Below are 18,569 nucleotides of genomic sequence, written 5' to 3' on the forward strand. Positions count from 1 at the left end.
GATGCGCCTCTATATAGGATCGCACGCAAAGATCAAAAGAAATCGTGCTGCTTAATTCGCAAAGCGCAGCAATTCGTCCACACGCATGCGCCCCAGATCGACGCGACAGGCTGTAATGCCAATTCCGGTCCCCGACCCACCGCCGTACGAGGCCCCAATGGCCTCGCATTGCGCATCACGATAGGCGGCCCAGGCGGACTGCGCGGCCTCAAGCGCAGGCAGGGCCGCATCCCGCTCTGTCACATCATCCAACTCTTGCGCCGCGGCGGCTGCAAATCCATAAGCGGCTTGCAGAGCAGAATTCACACGGTCCTCCATCTGCGCGACACAATCCCCGATCTCGACCTGAGACGGGGCATCCGAACATTCAAGCGTTGGATCAGCCAATGCGGCGAAGGGCACTAAGAAGAGAAGAATGGCGGGACGCATCGCAGAACTCCTGTATCGGTGACACTGGTTGTGCCCCGATCCTACCTTGCAATCCGTCAGATGATACCGTGTTTCGAAAACCGGCTGTTAATTGGTACAGCGTGTCTCGGCGTCTTCAATCGCTGCGGTAAAGCCCAGCAGTGAGAAGGTATCCTTGGTCTGTGTTCCGCGCTCGGACCGGGCGGTCAGAACAGCCTCGGTGCCGCGTTTCATGGCGGTGACAATCTTGGCATCATCCGCTGCGGTCGCGGGCCAAGCCCATTCGCCATCTGTAAACAGTTCGAATTCCGAACCATCGACCACCAGATTGACCGTCGAGCCGGACGCAAAGGGGTATCCGCCGGTAAAGGTCACCTGACCTTTGACCTCGGCATTCGGGCGATAGAATACAAACAGCAGGATATCGCTTCGACGAACAGAAACCACACGACCGCCACGGGTGTTCACGGTTTCCTTGGGTGCAGACACGCTCCAGCATTCGGTGGGATCGTCTTCGACAAACACGCTCCAATCGGTCTTGGCCGCGACACGGTTGGTGCTGGTCGCCTGCTGGGCGATTGCGGTTGTGGCCATCCCGGCCATGCACAGGCCCGCGATCACACGGACGAGTTTCGATCCCATCTGTCCAGCCTCCTAGCTCGACTCATACCTCATACCCATCGGATGTGACTGCGAACCCTGCCGGTTCGTCTGTAACGTTGCGCATTCCGATGTTTGCCGACATACACACACTAACGCAGGTTTCGCCACAGGCGAAAGGGCGATTGGCAGAATTTTGCGCATAAAATCGGAGGTCCAGATGACGCAGCCCGTACCAATGACAGAACTGTGGCGCGGTCCATTGCTGGAAAGCCTGCACCTGGGCCATGCGGTGATCTGCGACGACACCGGTCAGATCGTGCAAAGCTGGGGTGATCCGAATGCGGTGATCTATCCCCGATCCTCGGCCAAGATGATCCAGGCGCTGCCGTTGATCACATCTGGCGCGGCTGCGAAATACGGCCTGAATTCCGAGCATCTGGCGCTCGCCTGCGCCTCGCACAACGGTGCTCATATCCACACCGACCGTGTTTCGGCCTGGCTGGATCATCTGGGTCTGGCTGAACCGGATTTGCGCTGCGGCCCGCAAGAGCCCGCCGATATGGCCGCCCGTGACGGGCTGATCCTGGCCGACGACACGCCCTGCCAGATTCACAACAATTGTTCAGGCAAGCATTGCGGGTTCCTGACCGTCGCGCAGCATATGGGCGCAGGGCCGGAGTATCTTGAGATCGACCATCCTGTGCAGCAGGCCTGCCTGTCCGCAGTCGAGGAAACCACAGGTGAAACCAGCCCGGCTTATGGGATCGATGGTTGCTCGGCCCCGAACTTCGCCACGTCACTGGTAGGTTTGGCGCGGTCGATGGCATGGTTCGCCTCGGCCGCAGACCGATCCGGCCGGGCCAGCGACGCGGCGGCGCAGCTGACGGCAGCCATGATCAAACACCCCGAACTGGTCGCCGGAGAAACCCGCGCCTGCACCGAGCTGATGCGTGCCATGGAGGGCCGCGCTGCAATCAAGACCGGAGCTGAAGCCGTGTTCGTCGCCATCATCCCGGAAAAGCGAATGGGGATCGCACTGAAGATCACCGACGGCACGACCCGCGCCAGTGAATGCGCCATCGCCGCGCTGCTGGTCAGCCTGGGGGTGCTGGAGGCCGATCACCCGGCCACCCGCAAATTCCTGAACGCTACGCAATACAGCCGTCGCGGGCTGGAATGCGGCGTGATCAAACCTGCGGCGGGCTTCCCCGCCTAAGGCCTTTACATTTCGATTTCGTGCACCTCGGCCACCTCGACCGAGCCTGACCCGTTCACGACCATCGGGCAACCTTTGGCCATCTCGGTCGCAGCATCAATGCTGTCGGCCTTGATCACGGTAAAACCCGAAGCCGGGTTTGATCCGCCGTTATCCGCCACTCCACCGGAACTTACGGTGTAGGACTGACCCACCGGGTTGCCCGGAATCTCAAGCGCGGGACCCATGTCCTGAAACCATGCGCCCCAGGCTGCCATGGTCGCTTCGATTTCGGCGGGGTCCGTTGGGGTGTGACCGCCGTGATAGACAAACAAAAATTGGGGCATAACGCTCCTCCCTGATGAAATTTACTTGCACTTCGCTTCGAGCTTGCGCAGCGACGATGTCCAGCCCTGATTGTGGTTGGCTGCTGCTTCGGCATCCGCCAGTTCCCGGTGGTCCAGAACCAGACGCGACCCGTTGGCTGTAGCCGTAACAGAAAAGGTGACATGACTTTCAGGCCCACGCTTGTCCTGATCGTCATGCCAGGCCCAGGTGAACCCCACCGATTTTGGCGGATCAATATGGGTCACGTGGCCTGACACCTTGTATTGCTGGCCCTCGCTGTTCTCCATTACGGAATACCACGGACCAGTACGCGAAAAATCCAGATCATGCTCCGGCACGTGCATCCCTTCGGGACCCCACCACTGCAATAATTTCGATCCATCACTGACCCATGCAAACAGATCTTCGGGACTAACGGGAAACTCCCGTTCCAGTTTCAGGTCGGCCATGAAGTCTCCCTTTCAATCAAATCGCTCAAACGGTCGAGGCTGCTTTCCCAGAATTGCCGTTTCGAGATGGTCCAGTCGGCAATCGCCCGCAGCCCCTCGGGTTGCACGGAATACATCCGCTGTGTGCCCTGCACGCGTTGCTGTACCAGACCGGCCTCCCGCAGCACCTTCAAATGGCGCGAGATCGCGGCACCGGACATGCCCTTGCCGTCGATCAATTCACCGGCGGGCAACTCGCCCTGCTCCATCAATTGTTCAACGATGGCAAAGCGGGTAGAATCGGACAATGCGGAAAAGGCGGCCAGAAGTGTGTTCATGACCTCTGTTTAACACTAAAGTTAAATAAAGAAAACCCCTTAGGCCTGCTCGAACTCGTCCCGGTGGTAGCCCTGCAAGAACAAAAGCGCCGTCAGATCGCCATGGTTGACCCTGACATCGCATTGCGCCGCAACTGAAGGCTTGGCATGCAGGGCAACGCCCGTCCCGGCGCGCTCCAGCATGCCCAGATCATTGGCCCCATCGCCAACGGCGATCACCTCAGCCTCAGAGATACCCAGCCGGGTGGATATCTGCTCCAACGCCTCGATCTTGGCTTGCCGCCCCAGTATCGGGCGCTGAACGTCGCCGGTCAGCTTGCCGTCTTGTGTAAGCAGCGTGTTGGCCCGGTTTTCGTCAAAGCCCAATTCCTTGGCCACGCGCGCAGTAAAGGCCGTGAATCCACCCGACACCAACGCGGCGTAGGCGCCGTTGCCCCGCATCGTGCCCAACAGGTTCTTGCCGCCGGGCATCAGAGTGATCCGCTCGTTCAGAACTTTGCCAATCACGGCCTCGTCCAGACCCGCCATCAGTCCCACCCGTTCGATCAAGGCACCTTCGAAATCCAGCTCTCCGTTCATCGCACGCGCGGTGATGTCCTTGACGCGGTCGCCAACACCGGCCTCATCAGCCAGCTCGTCGATACATTCCTGCTGGATCATGGTGCTGTCCATATCAGCCAGCAGCATCTCTTTGCGCCGCCCTTCAGAGGGCTGTACGATCAGGTCCACGCCCAATTGCTGCAGCTCAGCCCAGGCATCCCAGCGGTTGCCCGGCACCTCGGTCAACGGGAATTCAGCCGCCTCGTTGGTGCTCAGCCATCGGATGTCGCCACCACCCCAAGCATTCCGCAGCGACTCCACCAATATGTGGTCCAATGACGGCGCGGTGGGGCTGGTTAACAATGTGGCTACATACATCTTCGACCTCCGGCAAGCTTCCCTGCGCTTATCGCAGGTGCAGCATGTTTGCCAGAGACAGTTTCGAATTGGCACGAATTACAACGATCAAGGCTTTACCCCGCCAAAGTTCCGGGACAGATTCACGCCAACACAATAGGTGAGTGAAAGGAATTCGGGATGGGCAACCCTCTCTACGATCGTTTGTTTGGCATTCATGCGGGCAAAGACACGGCCTTTCTGCATCTGCCCGATGGGCGCATTATCACCCATTCCGAGTTTCTGGATATGGCCGCGCGCATCGCCAATGCCCTGACCGGGTTAGAGCTGGAACCCGGCGACCGGGTTGCAGTGCAGGTCGAGAAATCGCCGGAAATGCTGGCGCTTTATGCGGCATGCGCGCAGGCGGGGTTGATCTTCCTGCCATTAAACACCGCATACAAAACGGCCGAGCTGACCTATTTCATCGAAAACAGCGGGGCTGCGCTGGTGGTTTGCGACACAGTTAACGAAGCAGGCTTGGCCCCTCTGGCCCAGGCTCAGAACGCTCGTTTGGAAACACTGAACGCCGATGGCAGTGGCAGTCTGATGCGGCGCGCGCTTGGCATGCTGACCGCATTCGAACCGGTGAGACGATCCGAGGACGATCTGGCCGCGTTCCTGTACACCTCGGGCACTACAGGGCGGTCCAAGGGTGCGATGCTGACGCAGGCCAATCTGTTGTCGAACGCGGAAACATTGGTGCGGGAGTGGCAGTTTACAAAAGATGACGTGCTACTGCATGCGCTGCCGATCTTTCACACGCACGGCCTGTTTGTGGCAACCAACGTCATGTTGGCCGCAGGTGGATCAATGATCTTTCTGCCCAAATTCGACCTGAACGACATGCTGCGCCTGATGCCGCAGGCCACCTCGATGATGGGTGTCCCTACTTTCTACACCCGCCTGCTGGACGATGATCGCTTCACAGGCGATTTGGCCCGGCATATGCGGCTGTTTATCTCTGGCTCGGCACCGTTGTTGGCGGAAACCCATGAGCAGTTCGAGGCCCGAACCGGCCACCGTATTCTGGAGCGCTATGGCATGACAGAAACCAACATGAACACCTCCAACCCTTATGACGGAGACCGTCGCGCGGGCACGGTCGGTTTCCCTCTGCCCGGCGTCGACCTGAAGGTCACCGACCCTGAAACTGGCGAGGCACTCCCGCAAGGTGAGATCGGCATGATCGAGGTACGCGGGCCAAATGTGTTTCAGGGGTACTGGCAAATGCCCGAAAAAACCGCCGAAGAATTGCGCGACGATGGGTTCTTTATCACCGGCGACTTGGGCCGGGTGGACGAGGACGGCTATGTCCACATCGTCGGGCGGGGCAAGGACCTGATCATCTCGGGTGGATTCAATATCTATCCGAAAGAGATTGAGTTGCTGTTGGACGATCAACCCGGCGTGCTGGAAAGCGCAGTGATTGGCGTGCCGCATCCGGATTTTGGTGAGACCGTTCTGGGTATTCTGGTACCCGAAGCCGGGCAGACACCGGACCTGCAGGCCATTCTTGCGACGGTGCAAGATCAGCTTGCCCGCTTCAAACATCCACGACAGCTGATCGTGCTGGACGAGTTGCCGCGGAATACGATGGGCAAAGTGCAAAAGAACGCCTTGCGTGAAATTTATAAGGACGTCTTCACTCCGGCCTAGGTTCCAACGGAACGCGACCAGCATCGGTCAACAGCCAGCCGCATCGGCCCTCGAACACAGCCACACCCGCAAGACGGCCATAGCCGGCGCCTGTATCAAGGTTCACGCGATTGCCGTAATGGGTTGCGCGATCCACCGGAGTATGGCCGTGCACGATCAACTTTGGATGTGGGCCCTTATGATCGTGAAAGCTTTTTCGTATCCATACCAGATCGTTCTCACGCTGCTCGTTCAATGGAACACCGGGGCGGATACCCGCATGTACAAAGGCCAGATCAGCGGTCTGATGCATCCGAACCAGCTCACGCAGAAAGGCAATATGTGCGCGCGGCACTGCGGCCAACGCCATCGCATGCAGGTCCTCCAACCGGATTTGTCCTTCGAATTCCACACCATAGCTGCGCAGAGTCTCGACACCACCCAGCCGGTCATGCAGCCAATGATAGCCGACCAGCAAATGCGGATCGTGCCTGGGTGTATCCTCCAGAAACCAGGCAAACATCCGATCATGATTGCCCAGCAGCATGACCCAGTCCCGACCGGCATCCCGACCCGCAATCAGCCGGTCCAGAAGACCCCGACTGTCCGCCCCTCGATCAACATAGTCGCCAAGAAAGACGACGCGGGCATCCGCACCACCATCTCGCTCGATCAAGGCCAGGATCCTGTCGAATTCAGCGACGTTCCCGTGCAGGTCGCCAACAGCATAGATCGGAGTCGTCATGTCATTCCCTCATAGGCTGATGTGAGGACCTTTTGGCGCAAAACGGCGCAGTACAAAAGAGAACGCCCGCGCCATCCCGGGCGCGGGCTTCCGATTGTCACCGATATTCAACACCGCCCTTTAAGCGACGTCGAACTCCAATGGTTTGATCTGGGTGAACAGGCCCGTTTCCGCCAACTTGGCACGTGCTTCAGCCGGGACGGGTTCATCCACATAAAGCAGCGCAATCGCCTCGCCCCCAGCCTCGGCCCGGCCAAGGGTAAAGTTGGCAATGTTGACGTTGTTCTCGCCCATGGTCTGACCCAGCGCGCCAATGATGCCCGGCACGTCTTCGTTGGTGGTGTAGAGCATATGCGCACCGACCTCAGCATCAATGTTGATACCCTTGATCTGGATAAAGCGCGGCTTGCCGTCGCTGAACACAGTACCACCGATGGAACGCTCGCGCTTTTCGGTCACAACGGTTACTTTGATGTATCCCTCAAAGGCACCGGATTTGTCCTGATTGGTTGTCGAGATCTGGATGCCCCGCTCACGGGCCACAACCGGGGCCGAGACCATGTTCACCTCGGGATTGAATTTCTTCATGATGCCAGCCACAACCGAGCAGTTCAGCGCGGCCAGGTTCATCTCGGCGGCAACACCGTCATAGAGGATGTTGATCGCCTTGATCGGCTCATCCGTCATCTGGCCGATGAAGCTGCCCAGATGGCCTGCCAGCTTGATCCATGGGCCCATCACCTTGGCCTCTTCGGCCGTGACGCTGGGCATGTTCAGAGCGTTCTCTACCGCGCCGGTCAGCAAGTAGTTCGAAATCTGCTCGGCCACCTGCAGCGCCACATTCTCCTGCGCTTCGGTCGTGGCCGCACCAAGGTGGGGTGTGCAGACAACGTTGGGCAGGTTGAACAGGGCGTTTTCCTTGGCCGGTTCCTCGCTGAACACGTCAAAGGCAGCCCCGGCGACATGGCCCGATTGCAGCGCCTCTGCCAGAGCGTCTTCGTCGACCAGACCACCGCGGGCGCAGTTGATGATGCGCACGCCGGGTTTGGTCTTGGCGAGGTTCTCGCGGTTCAGGATATTGCGGGTCTGATCGGTCAGCGGCACGTGCAGCGTGATGAAATCAGCACGCGCTAGCAGTTCGTCCAGCTCGACCTTTTCCACGCCCATTTTAGCTGCTTTCTCTTCGCCCAGATAGGGATCATAAGCAACAACCTTCATCCTCAGACCCAGCGCGCGTTCGCACACGATACCACCGATGTTACCCGCACCAATGACGCCGAGGGTCTTGTTGGTCAGCTCGATCCCCATGAACCTGGACTTTTCCCACTTGCCTGCATGGGTCGAGGTGCTGGCCTCTGGGATCTGCCGCGCCACGGCGAACATCATTGCGATGGCGTGTTCAGCGGTGGTGATCATGTTGCCGAACGGCGTGTTCATCACGATCACACCTTTTTTCGACGCCGCATCCTTGTCGACATTATCCGTGCCAATCCCGGCGCGACCGATGACTTTCAGCTTGTCGGCCTTTTCCAGAATGGTCGGCGTAACCTTGGTGGCCGAGCGGATGGCGAGGCCGTCATATTGACCGATCACCTCGGCCAGCTTGTCTTTGTCCTTGCCCAGATCGGGCATGAAATCCACGTCGATGCCGCGGTCGCGGAAAATCTGCACGGCGGTTTCGCTGAGCTTGTCGGATACGAGTACTTTGGGAGCCATATTCTCTGATCCTTGAATTGTATGGAAGGTCCGGGCCTTGGGCGGCCCGGTCAAAAGTCAGGCAGCCTCAGACTGCGCCGCGATTTCAGCCTCGAAGGCCCAAGCCAGCCAGGGCAACATCGCCTCGATATCCGAGGTTTCGACCGTACCACCGCACCAGATGCGCAGACCGGCAGGCGCGTCGCGGTAGGCGCCGATATCCAGTGCTATATTCTCGGCCTCCAGCCGTTTGGCCACGGCTTTGGCGAAGGTGCCACCGTCCTGAATGCGGGCGTCGGTGAACTTCAGACAGATCGAAGTGTTGGATTGCGTCGCTGCATCCTCGGCCAGATTGGCGATCCAGTCATTTTGGTCGCAGAACGCATGCACGGCTCCGGCATTGGCATCGGCACGCGCGATCAGCCCTTGCAGCCCCCCAACCGAGCGTGCCCAGTCCAAAGCGAAAAGGTAATCTTCGACCGCCAGCATCGAGGGCGTGTTGATCGTGGCCCCGGTAAAGATACCTTCGATCAGCTTGCCGCCTTTGGTCAGGCGGAAAATCTTTGGTAACGGCCATGCGGGGGTATAGCTTTCCAACCGCTCCACAGCGCGGGGCGAAAGGATCAACATCCCATGGGCCGCCTCGCCACCCAGTACTTTCTGCCAGCTGAAGGTGGTCACATCCAGCTTGTCCCACGGCAGGTCCATCGCAAAGGCCGCCGAGGTCGCGTCGCAGATCGTCAGACCCTGACGGTCATCCGCGATCCAGTCGCCATTCGGCACTCGTACACCCGAGGTGGTGCCGTTCCATGTGAACACCACGTCATTGGCGAAATCGACCGAAGCCAGATCGACGATCTGTCCGTAATCCGCAGTCTTCACCTCAGCGTCGATCTTCAACTGCTTGACCACATCAGTGACCCAGCCAGACCCAAAGCTCTCCCATGCCAGCATCTCGACCTTGCGTTCGCCCAGCAGCGACCAAAGCGCCATCTCGACCGCGCCGGTGTCCGAGGCGGGAACGATGCCGATCTTGTAGTCTGCCGGAATGCCCAGCACCTCACGCGTGCCTTCGATGGCCGCTTTCAGTTTATCCTTGCCAACAGCAGCGCGGTGAGAACGACCCAGCGCGGCATCGGCCAGTTTGGACAACTCGAATGTAGGGGGTTTGGCGCAAGGGCCCGAGGAAAAACGCGGATTCGCCGGCCGCGTTGCCGGTTGTTGAATACTCATCTGTATTACCCTTCCAGATACACGCCCCTCGTTGGGGAGGGGTGTCCCACGGACAGGGCTAAAACCCACTTGCCGCGCCAGCAAGCGAAAAAGACGCTTCAGAATCGAAAAACGACACCTCTCTGGGGGCGATTTCGGAACGCATGTTTCCGATAGGCGCAAATCCCACCCAGAACGGAGTCTGGTTGCGAAAAGGTCAGCGCGCCAATCGAACGGCTTCTCCTGCTGTCAGCGCCTGCTGCGCCGCCAGCCCCATGCGAACCGCCCACAGACCGTCGTTCAGAGTCACGTCCGGTGCCGCCCGATCACCGCGTAAAAGCTCCAGAAACCCTTGGTGCTGATAAAAGGTCGAGCCGTTGTGGTCCCCTGCGGCCAAAAGGCGTGGGTCAACGGGGATGTCCTGAACAATGGGTCCCTTTGGATCACGCGGGCTGACAATCACCTGCGGCACTGGCGGCTCTCCCAGGTGACCGGGCCAGAACCGGCCCGGGCCAGGAACCAACGCTTCGATCTTTGCTTTTGGCCCCACGGCCGAGATTTCCTCTTGATAACGTGCGCCTTCGGCAAACATGCACAATTCCAACATGGCGCGTGTGCCATTGGCGAAATCGACCAGAACATACCCGTGATCCAGAATGTCCGGCGTCTCTCCGCCATAATTTTCGTCCAGATGGTTCACGGCCTGTCCGCCGCTGGCAGTGATCCGAACCGGGTCCGATTGCAGGATCAACCGCATCAGGTCGAAGAAGTGGCAGCATTTCTCGACAAACGTTCCGCCTGTGTTCCGGTTGAAACGGTTCCAGTTCCCGATCTTTTCGAGAAACGGAAACCGATGCTCTCGGATCGTCAGCATCCTGACGCCGCCCGTCTTATCGACCTTATCGATAAGCGCAGCGATCGGCGGCATATAGCGGTATTCCATTGCCACCCAAATAGGGTGTGGATAGCTGCCGTAAAGCTGCTCCAGCCGTGCCATATCCTGCGGGTCCGTGAACAACGGCTTTTCTACCAACAAAGGCAGAGGGCGTGTCGCCGCAATTTCACAGATTTGGTCCACATGCAGATGGTTGGGGCTGGCAATGACCAAGCAATCCAAATCCTCGACCGCCAGTAATTCCTGTACGGACCTCACCATAGTTGCGTCAGGCGCTATGCCCTGTGCAGCTTTTGCCATCTCCGGATCGGGTTCGTAGACCGCTGAGACACGCGTGCCGTCAAGCAACGCAATATTGTGCAGATGCTCCTGCCCCATCATGCCGCATCCGATCAGCCCGTAGTTTATGGTCCGGGTCATGCAGGTTTCCTTTTACTTCAAACGTTGGACATAAGTGGCCCGATCCGGATCGAACCATGTTTTTGAGAATTCCACAGGCTCGGGCCTGTCCGACCAGCTGAACCGCTCGATATATCCGGCCATGTCGCCCGCAGGTTTGGTGAACCCGGGCGGGGTCCAGTCTGGCAATGGCCGCACTGTGACCCGGTCCTCGGCCCGCGTGATCCAGAAGCCAAGCTGACGCTGGTAATAACGATAGAGCGAATCCGAAAGCAGCGCCTGATCGACCTGACCGGCTGATTCGTCCAGCCAGATTTCCTCGACCGCGATAATTGTGTCATTCAGATAGCGCATCCGGCGCACCCGCGATCCCCGTTCGGATTTCCCGAATTGCGGTAGGTCGGCGGGCTTCCTCAGTTGATCGACCGACAGGATATCCGCACGCGGCAAGCCGCCGCCCTGGGGCAGTTCAAGCCGGAACATTGCGTAGACACTATTCTGGGTTCCGGTCTCGCGCACGTAATTGCCCGAGCCCTGAATGCGCTCCAACATCCCCTTTTTCTCAAGCTCAGCAAGTGATTTTCGCAGCGTCCCGACCGAGACTTGAAGACCTGCGGCCATGTCCCGTTCGGGCGGCAGACGTTCACCATCGATCAGGCGGCCAGCGGCGATATCGCGGATCAGAAGCTCCGCGATCTGGATGTAAACCGGCAGGGCGTTGGGGTTTCGGCTGTTGGTGGTCATTCTGGAGCGCTTCACTGAGTCGCGGGAAAAATTGATACACTATTGATCTACATCAAAGTGATTGCTACGCAAGAGGAAAGTCAAAAGATGCACGGAGAACGAATCAAATGACCATCGTCCCCATCACATCCCCCGATCTGGATGCGGCTGAGGTCTCGTGGTTTGCAGCGCTGTGCTCGGACGATTATCAGTTTCTGGGGGTTCCGGACGGGGATCTTCGATCCAGTTGGGATCACTGCTCGGGCATCGTGAAAGAGGCCGAGGCGCAGGGGTTCCGCAACATCCTGTGCCCCTCTTCTTATCAGGTTGGTCAGGACACGCTGAGCTTTGTCGCTGGTTGTGCGCCAATCACCGAAAAAATCAACCTGCTGGCCGCCGTGCGCTGCGGTGAGATGCAGCCGATCATGTTGGCCCGCACCATTGCTACGCTGGATCACATGCTAAAGGGGCGCCTGACCGTCAATATCATCTCGTCCGATTTCCCCGGCGAGAAAGCCGACAGTGCGTTCCGCTATCAACGCTCGCGCGAAGTGGTCGAGATTCTGAAAAAGGCCTGGATGCAGGATGAAATCAACCATGTGGGCGAGGTCTATAACTTCGAGGGCCTGACGACCGATCCGGCGAAACCCTATCAGACCGGCGGACCGCTGCTGTATTTCGGAGGGTATTCGCCATCCGCGCTGGACCTGTGTGGCGAGCATTGCGACGTCTATCTGATGTGGCCGGAGACAAAGAACCAACTGGCCGCACGGATGAAAGCCGTTCATGCGGTAGCCGAAAACTACAACCGCACGCTGGATTACGGCCTGCGCGTTCACATGATCGTCCGCGATACTGAGGCTGAAGCGCAGGAATACGCCGACTACATCGTCTCGAAGCTGGACGACGAATATGGCCGCGCCATCCGCGAACGGGCTTTGGACGCGACCTCGTTGGGTGTCGCGCATCAGTCCAAGAACCGCGATCTGGCGGATGAATATGGCTATGTCGAACCCGGCCTGTGGACAGGCGTCGGCCGGGCGCGTTCCGGGTGCGGGGCGGCTCTGGTTGGATCAACCGATCAGGTCATGACCAAGATTGAGGAATACCAAAAGATGGGCATCCGCGCCTTCATCTTCTCGGGTTACCCGCACATGGACGAAGCCCGTCATTTCGGCGCCCGTGTCATGCCAAATCTGAAGACATGCTCGCTGCCCGAGGCCTATGGACGCGTGCCTGCAAACACCCCTGCGACCCCGCTGGGCAACGGAGAACGCCGCTGATGCAACGTGTGAAACTATCCGACACGCTGGAAATGAGTCGCCTTGTCTATGGCATGTGGCGGCTGGGCGATGACACGGACACGTCAGCAAGCCATGTCGAGGCCAAGATTCAGGCCTGTCTGGATCAGGGCATCACCACTTTCGATCAGGCCGATATCTATGGCGGCTACGCAGCCGAGGCTGTGTTGGGTGCCGCGTTGCGGGCCAACCCGAGCCTGCGCAAACAGATGGAAATCGTCACCAAATGTGACATCGTCGTGCCTGTCGGCCGATATGCGGATGCAAAGGTGAAATACTATGACACCTCACGCGCGCATATCCTGAAATCGGTCGATATATCTCTGTCGGAAATGGCTATCGATCATATCGACCTGCTGCTGATCCATCGCCCTGATCCCCTGATGGATCACCATGAAACCGGTGCTGCACTGGATGAGGTCGTTGCCAGCGGCAAAGTGGGCGCCGTCGGAGTATCCAACTTCCGCCCCTGGGATTGGACGCTGCTGCAATCGGCGATGAAGACGCAACTGGTCACCAACCAGATCGAAATCTCCCTGGGCGAGATTCGTCCGTTCACTAATGGCGATCTGGCCTTCCATCAACAGCATGGGCAACCGATCATGGCGTGGTCTCCGTTAGGCGGTGGCTTGTTGATGGCCGGAAATCCGCCTGTCGGCGTTGTCGCCGATGAAATCGCAGCCGAATTCGGCGTGGATCGTGCCGCCGTGGCCGTGGCCTTTCTGCTGGCCCATCCTGCTGGCATACTGCCAGTGCTGGGAACCAACAACCTGGACCGCATCAAACGCGCGTCCGACGCATTGAAAGTCAATCTGGATCGCGAGAGCTGGTTCCGCCTGTACGAGGCGGCACTGGGACAAGAGGTACCATGATGAATGCAATCTCGAAGGACATGACCCACACATTCGTTCCGCATAAGGACGACACCCGCACCCTGCGCGATGCCTTTGGCCGGTTTGCCACCGGCGTCACCATCGTGACCTGCGACAGCCCGGACGGCCCTGTTTGTATTACGGCCAACAGCTTTTCATCTCTGTCACTGGACCCGCCCTTGATCATGTGGGCGGGTGACCGCAACTCGCGCCGCTTCCCCTATTTCCACAAAGCCCGCCATTTCAGCGTGCATGTGCTGTCCTCGGAACAGGCCGAGCTGTGTTTTGGCTGTTCCAAGGACGCGTTCGCACTGCGCGACATCGCGCATGACAGGTGCGAGAACGGCACCCCTTTGCTGTCTGATTGTTTGGCGCGGTTCGAGTGCGAACAGCATGCATACCACGACGCAGGAGACCACGTCATTGTCGTTGGAAAAGTCCTTAAGGCCAGCATGGCGGATGGAGACGCGCTGACCTTTTATGCCGGGAAACTCGGCCAATTCGCGCAGCCCTAAGCGCGATCTGACGACCGCGGGACAAACCCGCGGCTGAAAAAGGGAGGATCCGCATGAGCGGACTGGCAACGGTGCTTGCACCGATTGCAATCGTGAACGAAACCGTGCTGCGTCTGGGCCGCGCGGTTGGAGTCGTTGCGATTGCACTCATGGTCATCGCAATCCTGATCCAGGTGTTTTTTCGATATGTCTTGGGCAACGCTCTGCCGTGGCCGGATGAGGCCGCCCGGTTCTGTATGCTCTGGATGACCGGCCTGATGGCCCCTACCGCGTTCCGTCGCGGGGGTTTTGTTGCCATCGATATGCTGCAGCGGTTCCTGCCGCGCGTGTTGGGCCTTTCACTCAATCTGGTACTGCTGCTGATTTCTCTGGCCGTCCTGCTGGTTGCGGTCACTATCGGCTGGTCCGAAGTTACCGGCTTTGGTGGTAAATTCGCGACCGCGGCCCTGTATCTGCCGACCTCTTTCGGTTTCGACGAATGGTACCGCATTCCACGCAGCTGGATGATGGCCTCGCTGCTGGTGGGGGTTGTCCTGCTGATCTCGGTGAATATCGAACTGATCCTGCGATCCTTCGTCACCCTTCTGGGCGGAGGGCACCTGTTGCCAGAAATTCCCGAAGCTGCAGTGGGGGCCGAATAAATGCTGATTTGGTTCCTGCCTACTTTCCTGATTTTTCTGCTGATCGGCCTGCCGGTCTTTTTCGCCCTTCTGGCCGCGCCTGGCATCCTTCTGTGGCTTAACGGCCAGACCAACGACATCACGCTGCTGTATCGCAATGTCTACAATGGCATGGACAGCTTTCCGCTGATGGCGATCCCCTTCTTCATGCTGGCCGGAGAGCTGATGAACCGGGGCGGCATCACCATCCGTCTGGTTGAGTTCTCTCAGGCCCTGATGGGCCACCTGCGGGGCGGTCTGGCGCATGTGAACGTGCTGAGTTCCATCCTGTTCGCGGGCCTCTCGGGGTCTGCGGTGGCCGATACGTCCGCTTTGGGGTCAATGCTGATCCCGGCGATGGAGAAACAGGGCTATACCCGCAAATTCGCTGCGGCGATTACGGCGGCCAGCTCCGTGATCGGACCGATTATCCCACCTTCGGGCATCATGATCATCTACGCCTATGTGATGGGCGAGAGTGTCGCCGCCCTATTCCTTGCAGGCATCGTGCCCGGCGTGATGGTCGGCGTTGGTCTGATGCTGATGATCAAGCTGATGGCTGACCGATACGACTTTCCGGTCGCCAGCCGCAAATACACATGGCCCGAGCGGCGTCAGGCGAGCCTCAAAGCCTTCTTTCCGCTGATGACGCCGGTGATCATTCTGGGCGGTATTCTAGGCGGTATCTTCACCCCGACCGAAGCCGCTGCTGTTGCGGTGGGCTATGCCTTCATCATCGGCTTCTTCGTCCTGCGCACGCTGACATGGAAAGAGGTGCCCGAGGTGCTCAGCAACGCAGGCATGACCTCAGCCGTCGTGCTGCTGCTGGTCGGTGCCGCTATGGCATTCAAAACCGTGGTCAGCCTCAGCCATGCGCCGGAACAACTGGCCTCGCTGATCCTCAGCCTGTCGGAAAACCCGCTGATCCTGCTATTCCTGATCAACTTGCTGCTATTTATCGTTGGCATGTTCCTCGACGCAGGTCCCGCGATCATCATCCTTGGGCCCATCCTTGGCCCGATCTTCACAAGCCTTGGCGTCGACCCGATCCATTTCGCCATCATCATGAGCGTCAACCTGACCGTCGGCCTCGCCACGCCGCCCATGGGCTTGGTCCTGTTCGTGGCCGCTGCCGTGTCACGGGAACGGGTTGAAACCATCGCCAAGGCGATCCTGCCGTTCCTGGCGGTCGAAATCATCGTGATCTTTTTGATCACCTACATCCCCGCACTATCCATGACGATCCCGAGGATAACGGGATTTGCCAACTAACTGAGTTCCACAGGGAGGAAACGCATGCTCAGAAACTTTATCAAAACCGCCGCGGTGGCCACATCGCTGGTAGCCGTCTCTGCCATCGCGGCGACAGCTGCCGACTACACACTACGCGCGACCGCAAACTCGAACGAAAATGACGAGGACTATGACGGCCTCATCGTCTTCAAGAACTATGTCGAGGCCGCCTCGAACGGTGCGATCGAGGTCGAGTTGTTCATCGGGACGCAACTTTGTTCGAACGGCGCAGAATGCCTTCAGGGTGTTGCTGAGGGTCAGATCGATATTGTCATTCAGACCTCGGGTGGGACATCAGGCATCTTCCCCTTCGTGCAGGTTCTAGACCTGCCCTATCTGATGTCAGATGATCGCGTTGCGGAAGCAGCGCTGGCCAACGGCTCGCCCTTCGTCACAAAAATGCAAGAGATGGTCGCCGAAAACTCGGGCGGTGCATTACGTCTGATGACCATCGGTAATACCGGCGGATGGCGCAATTTTGCCAACACGCAGCGCCGCGTGGCCAGCCCCGCAGACATGGAAGGTTTGAAGATCCGCACCGTGGTCGCCGACCTGCCGCAGGAACTGGTGAAAGCACTGGGCGCATCCCCGACCCCGATCCCGTGGCCAGAACTGTTCACCAGCTTCCAGACTGGTGTTGTCGAAGGTTCCAAGAACGGCATCACCGATATCATGGGTATGAAATTCCCGGATGCCGGTCTGAAATATGTCACATTGGATGGGCACGCCTACATGGGTGCGTTGTGGTTCATGAACAACGAAAAGTTCATGTCGATGCCGCCAGAACTGCGAAATGTCATTGTCGATGGCTTCTATCAGCTTCAGCAGGCCACCTTTGCATCACCCAAGCGTAAGTCGATTCAAGCCTATGAAGACTTCGTCGCCGAAGGCGGGGACCTTTATGTGCCAACTCCAGAAGAGAAAGCGGCCTTCAAAGAGGCAGCGGCCCCTGTGTATGACTGGTTCAAAGCCAATGTAGATGGTGGCGAAGCGGCCTTTGACGCGCTTGTCGCAGCCGTTGCCGAGGCCGAAGCGGAAATCGCGGCGACGCGCGCTGCTGAAACGCAATAAGCTCTGGCAGCTCAAAATTGTTGCGCGCGGCAAATGTCGCGCGCGACGGACCCACTGAATCGCCCAATCAAACCCAGATCTTTCGCTCGGGAGACCCAGCATGCTTGATCAATCCGACGCATTTCGCCGTCAAGGTTACCTCGTATTTGAGAACGCATTGAGTGACGAAGAATTGCAGATGCTGCGCGGTACCTGCGACGCGCTGCTAGAAGAGCCAGCACATGATGGTGGCGGGAACGTGCACAAAATCGGACTGGGCGATGCGCGTCGCTTTCTGCGCCACCGGCACGCCGAATTTCCTCGACTCGAGGAATTCCTGCTGGGCAGCAAAATCGCCGAGATCACCAGTGCCTGCGGAATTGAAGACCCGATGTTGTTCAATGAACAATTCGTGGTCAAAGGGGCAGGCAAAGGGGCAAGTTTTGCCTGGCATCAAGACGGGGCGTATGTTGGTTTTGATCACGTGCCTTATCTGACCGTATGGATCGCAGTAGACGACGCAACTGAAGAGAATGGCTGCGTTTACATTCTGCCACGCGATATCGATGCCGAGCCGGGCCTTGACCGGCATGAATGGCAGGATGATAGCAACGAGCTCAACGGATATTTTGGCTCAGAAACCGGAACCCCGATGACCTGCAAGGCTGGTACTATCGTGGCGTTTTCAAGCCTGACGCTCCACAGTTCAGGTGCGAACACAACACAAAATCCACGCCGGGCCTTTGTATGCCAATATTCCTCGGGCCCAATTATCGACCCGGAAACCAACGCCCCGAAACGGTTTGCGAAACCGTTAAGGGCCTGATCCGTCATCTGAAAGGGTACATCCACCCTTTGTAATCGTTCACGAGGATATGCGCTCTTTCGATCTGCTCCGGCGACATTTTCTTAACCACTTCCTCAAGGCTGATCGCCGCGTCGGGATCGCCGCCAATGGCGCTGAGCGTATACCACATATACGCCCGCACCAAATCGGGCGCGGGCATACCCAGACCCAGCTCGTAATACCAGCCAACGCCCGACTGCGCCCCGGGATGACCCTTCATCGAGGCGCGCAGATACCATTCGAACGCCCGTTCATAATCCTGTTCCACCCCAAGGCCCAGCCCGTACATAACGCCGATCAGTTCCTCGGCTTCCGCATTGCCCGACCGCGCGGCGGGCAGCAGCTCCTCGCGCGCGGCCTCAAACTCTCCGGCCTCCATCAGATCGCGCGCCTGTTCCAATTCAGCCAGCGCCGGGGATGCAAACAGGCAAAGGGCAAATACAAACTGGCGCATGGGATTGCTTTCCTT

At 58.5% G+C, this 18,569-nt stretch carries 21 protein-coding genes; 9 read left to right on the top strand and 12 right to left on the bottom strand.

Going from position 1 to position 18,569, the window contains the following annotated elements:
• Positions 1 to 51: 51 nt before the first annotated feature.
• Together ACP0GE_RS09550 and ACP0GE_RS09555 are read right to left on the bottom strand one after the other, a co-directional pair.
• Entirely contained in the window at positions 52 to 429 is a 378-nt protein-coding gene (locus tag ACP0GE_RS09550; RefSeq protein WP_424831718.1) for a lysozyme inhibitor LprI family protein, read from the bottom strand.
• 87 nt (positions 430 to 516) lie between these two features.
• Entirely contained in the window at positions 517 to 1,050 is a 534-nt protein-coding gene (locus ACP0GE_RS09555) for an invasion associated locus B family protein (protein ID WP_424831719.1), read from the bottom strand.
• Between the two features lie 178 nt (positions 1,051 to 1,228).
• On the opposite strand from ACP0GE_RS09555, the gene ACP0GE_RS09560 reads away from it, so the two are divergent.
• The gene (locus tag ACP0GE_RS09560) at positions 1,229 to 2,227 is read left to right on the top strand and encodes an asparaginase (protein WP_424831720.1); all 999 of its coding nucleotides are present in this window, start codon (positions 1,229 to 1,231) and stop codon (positions 2,225 to 2,227) included.
• A 5-nt stretch (positions 2,228 to 2,232) separates the two neighbouring features.
• Here ACP0GE_RS09560 and ACP0GE_RS09565 read toward each other — a convergent pair whose 3' ends face one another.
• The 4 genes from ACP0GE_RS09565 to serB are packed head-to-tail and all read right to left on the bottom strand — an operon-like array spanning position 2,233 to position 4,238.
• Positions 2,233 to 2,553 carry a YciI family protein gene (locus ACP0GE_RS09565; protein ID WP_424831721.1) on the bottom strand — a complete coding sequence of 107 codons (321 nt, stop codon included), beginning with the start codon at positions 2,551 to 2,553 and terminating at the stop codon, positions 2,233 to 2,235.
• Positions 2,554 to 2,574: 21 nt separating this feature from the next.
• Complete coding sequence (locus tag ACP0GE_RS09570) at positions 2,575 to 3,003, bottom strand: SRPBCC family protein (RefSeq protein ID WP_424831722.1); 429 nt, start codon at positions 3,001 to 3,003, stop codon at positions 2,575 to 2,577.
• Positions 2,991 to 3,320: an ArsR/SmtB family transcription factor gene (locus ACP0GE_RS09575; RefSeq protein WP_424831723.1), complete on the bottom strand. Its 330-nt coding sequence runs from the start codon at positions 3,318 to 3,320 to the stop codon at positions 2,991 to 2,993. Before ACP0GE_RS09575 ends, ACP0GE_RS09570 begins: the two co-directional genes overlap by 13 nt.
• Before the next feature lie 39 nt (positions 3,321 to 3,359).
• Positions 3,360 to 4,238 carry a phosphoserine phosphatase SerB gene (serB, locus tag ACP0GE_RS09580; RefSeq protein ID WP_424831724.1) on the bottom strand — a complete coding sequence of 293 codons (879 nt, stop codon included), beginning with the start codon at positions 4,236 to 4,238 and terminating at the stop codon, positions 3,360 to 3,362.
• 159 nt (positions 4,239 to 4,397) lie between these two features.
• Between serB and ACP0GE_RS09585 the strand changes: the two genes are divergently transcribed.
• Positions 4,398 to 5,915, top strand: coding sequence for a malonate--CoA ligase (locus ACP0GE_RS09585; RefSeq protein ID WP_424831725.1), 1,518 nt, complete (start codon positions 4,398 to 4,400; stop codon positions 5,913 to 5,915).
• Here ACP0GE_RS09585 and ACP0GE_RS09590 read toward each other — a convergent pair.
• From ACP0GE_RS09590 to ACP0GE_RS09610, 5 genes are all read right to left on the bottom strand, one after another.
• Complete coding sequence (locus tag ACP0GE_RS09590; protein WP_424831726.1) at positions 5,902 to 6,639, bottom strand: metallophosphoesterase family protein; 738 nt, start codon at positions 6,637 to 6,639, stop codon at positions 5,902 to 5,904. The two genes, ACP0GE_RS09585 and ACP0GE_RS09590, sit on opposite strands and share 14 nt — an antisense overlap.
• Positions 6,640 to 6,759: 120 nt before the next feature.
• Positions 6,760 to 8,355, bottom strand: coding sequence for a phosphoglycerate dehydrogenase (gene serA / locus ACP0GE_RS09595; RefSeq protein WP_424831727.1), 1,596 nt, complete (start codon positions 8,353 to 8,355; stop codon positions 6,760 to 6,762).
• 57 nt (positions 8,356 to 8,412) lie between these two features.
• Positions 8,413 to 9,567, bottom strand: a complete 1,155-nt coding sequence (locus ACP0GE_RS09600; protein ID WP_424831728.1) for a phosphoserine transaminase — start codon at positions 9,565 to 9,567, stop codon at positions 8,413 to 8,415.
• A 196-nt stretch (positions 9,568 to 9,763) separates the two neighbouring features.
• Entirely contained in the window at positions 9,764 to 10,861 is a 1,098-nt protein-coding gene (locus ACP0GE_RS09605) for a Gfo/Idh/MocA family protein (protein ID WP_424831729.1), read from the bottom strand.
• A 12-nt stretch (positions 10,862 to 10,873) separates the two neighbouring features.
• Positions 10,874 to 11,584, bottom strand: coding sequence for a GntR family transcriptional regulator (locus ACP0GE_RS09610; RefSeq protein ID WP_424831730.1), 711 nt, complete (start codon positions 11,582 to 11,584; stop codon positions 10,874 to 10,876).
• 107 nt (positions 11,585 to 11,691) lie between these two features.
• Between ACP0GE_RS09610 and ACP0GE_RS09615 the strand changes: the two genes are divergently transcribed.
• The 7 genes from ACP0GE_RS09615 (at position 11,692) to ACP0GE_RS09645 (ending at position 18,079) form a co-directional block, all read left to right on the top strand.
• Complete coding sequence (locus ACP0GE_RS09615; protein WP_424831731.1) at positions 11,692 to 12,846, top strand: LLM class flavin-dependent oxidoreductase; 1,155 nt, start codon at positions 11,692 to 11,694, stop codon at positions 12,844 to 12,846.
• Positions 12,846 to 13,736, top strand: a complete 891-nt coding sequence (locus tag ACP0GE_RS09620) for an aldo/keto reductase (protein ID WP_424831732.1) — start codon at positions 12,846 to 12,848, stop codon at positions 13,734 to 13,736. Before ACP0GE_RS09615 ends, ACP0GE_RS09620 begins: the two co-directional genes overlap by 1 nt.
• Positions 13,736 to 14,251 (top strand): flavin reductase family protein, encoded by a 516-nt coding sequence (locus ACP0GE_RS09625; protein WP_424833832.1) that lies wholly within the window; start codon positions 13,736 to 13,738, stop codon positions 14,249 to 14,251. The genes ACP0GE_RS09620 and ACP0GE_RS09625 overlap by 1 nt, the downstream gene beginning before the upstream one ends.
• A gap of 53 nt (positions 14,252 to 14,304) precedes the next feature.
• Positions 14,305 to 14,892: a TRAP transporter small permease gene (locus ACP0GE_RS09630; protein ID WP_424831733.1), complete on the top strand. Its 588-nt coding sequence runs from the start codon at positions 14,305 to 14,307 to the stop codon at positions 14,890 to 14,892.
• On the top strand, positions 14,893 to 16,182 hold the full coding sequence (locus ACP0GE_RS09635; protein ID WP_170378746.1) for a TRAP transporter large permease: 1,290 nt from the start codon (positions 14,893 to 14,895) through the stop codon (positions 16,180 to 16,182).
• A 24-nt stretch (positions 16,183 to 16,206) separates the two neighbouring features.
• On the top strand, positions 16,207 to 17,274 hold the full coding sequence (gene dctP, locus ACP0GE_RS09640; protein WP_424831734.1) for a TRAP transporter substrate-binding protein DctP: 1,068 nt from the start codon (positions 16,207 to 16,209) through the stop codon (positions 17,272 to 17,274).
• Between the two features lie 100 nt (positions 17,275 to 17,374).
• Positions 17,375 to 18,079 (top strand): phytanoyl-CoA dioxygenase family protein, encoded by a 705-nt coding sequence (locus ACP0GE_RS09645; RefSeq protein ID WP_424831735.1) that lies wholly within the window; start codon positions 17,375 to 17,377, stop codon positions 18,077 to 18,079.
• Positions 18,080 to 18,083: 4 nt separating this feature from the next.
• Here ACP0GE_RS09645 and ACP0GE_RS09650 read toward each other — a convergent pair whose 3' ends face one another.
• On the bottom strand, positions 18,084 to 18,554 hold the full coding sequence (locus ACP0GE_RS09650) for a tetratricopeptide repeat protein (protein ID WP_424831736.1): 471 nt from the start codon (positions 18,552 to 18,554) through the stop codon (positions 18,084 to 18,086).
• Positions 18,555 to 18,569 lie beyond the last annotated feature (15 nt).

Source organism: Ruegeria sp., assembly GCF_965243365.1.
Taxonomy (GTDB): Bacteria; Pseudomonadota; Alphaproteobacteria; order Rhodobacterales; family Rhodobacteraceae; genus Ruegeria.

Bases quoted from the DNA above. Each gene is read 5' to 3' on its own strand.
- ACP0GE_RS09550 (WP_424831718.1), bottom strand. From the start codon at position 429: ATGCGTCCCGCCATTCTTCTCTTCTTAGTGCCCTTCGCCGCATTGGCT.
- ACP0GE_RS09555 (WP_424831719.1), bottom strand. From the start codon at position 1,050: ATGGGATCGAAACTCGTCCGTGTGATCGCGGGCCTGTGCATGGCCGGG.
- ACP0GE_RS09560 (WP_424831720.1), top strand. From the start codon at position 1,229: ATGACGCAGCCCGTACCAATGACAGAACTGTGGCGCGGTCCATTGCTG.
- ACP0GE_RS09565 (WP_424831721.1), bottom strand. From the start codon at position 2,553: ATGCCCCAATTTTTGTTTGTCTATCACGGCGGTCACACCCCAACGGAC.
- ACP0GE_RS09570 (WP_424831722.1), bottom strand. From the start codon at position 3,003: ATGGCCGACCTGAAACTGGAACGGGAGTTTCCCGTTAGTCCCGAAGAT.
- ACP0GE_RS09575 (WP_424831723.1), bottom strand. From the start codon at position 3,320: ATGAACACACTTCTGGCCGCCTTTTCCGCATTGTCCGATTCTACCCGC.
- serB (WP_424831724.1), bottom strand. From the start codon at position 4,238: ATGTATGTAGCCACATTGTTAACCAGCCCCACCGCGCCGTCATTGGAC.
- ACP0GE_RS09585 (WP_424831725.1), top strand. From the start codon at position 4,398: ATGGGCAACCCTCTCTACGATCGTTTGTTTGGCATTCATGCGGGCAAA.
- ACP0GE_RS09590 (WP_424831726.1), bottom strand. From the start codon at position 6,639: ATGACGACTCCGATCTATGCTGTTGGCGACCTGCACGGGAACGTCGCT.
- serA (WP_424831727.1), bottom strand. From the start codon at position 8,355: ATGGCTCCCAAAGTACTCGTATCCGACAAGCTCAGCGAAACCGCCGTG.
- ACP0GE_RS09600 (WP_424831728.1), bottom strand. From the start codon at position 9,567: ATGAGTATTCAACAACCGGCAACGCGGCCGGCGAATCCGCGTTTTTCC.
- ACP0GE_RS09605 (WP_424831729.1), bottom strand. From the start codon at position 10,861: ATGACCCGGACCATAAACTACGGGCTGATCGGATGCGGCATGATGGGG.
- ACP0GE_RS09610 (WP_424831730.1), bottom strand. From the start codon at position 11,584: ATGACCACCAACAGCCGAAACCCCAACGCCCTGCCGGTTTACATCCAG.
- ACP0GE_RS09615 (WP_424831731.1), top strand. From the start codon at position 11,692: ATGACCATCGTCCCCATCACATCCCCCGATCTGGATGCGGCTGAGGTC.
- ACP0GE_RS09620 (WP_424831732.1), top strand. From the start codon at position 12,846: ATGCAACGTGTGAAACTATCCGACACGCTGGAAATGAGTCGCCTTGTC.
- ACP0GE_RS09625 (WP_424833832.1), top strand. From the start codon at position 13,736: ATGAATGCAATCTCGAAGGACATGACCCACACATTCGTTCCGCATAAG.
- ACP0GE_RS09630 (WP_424831733.1), top strand. From the start codon at position 14,305: ATGAGCGGACTGGCAACGGTGCTTGCACCGATTGCAATCGTGAACGAA.
- ACP0GE_RS09635 (WP_170378746.1), top strand. From the start codon at position 14,893: ATGCTGATTTGGTTCCTGCCTACTTTCCTGATTTTTCTGCTGATCGGC.
- dctP (WP_424831734.1), top strand. From the start codon at position 16,207: ATGCTCAGAAACTTTATCAAAACCGCCGCGGTGGCCACATCGCTGGTA.
- ACP0GE_RS09645 (WP_424831735.1), top strand. From the start codon at position 17,375: ATGCTTGATCAATCCGACGCATTTCGCCGTCAAGGTTACCTCGTATTT.
- ACP0GE_RS09650 (WP_424831736.1), bottom strand. From the start codon at position 18,554: ATGCGCCAGTTTGTATTTGCCCTTTGCCTGTTTGCATCCCCGGCGCTG.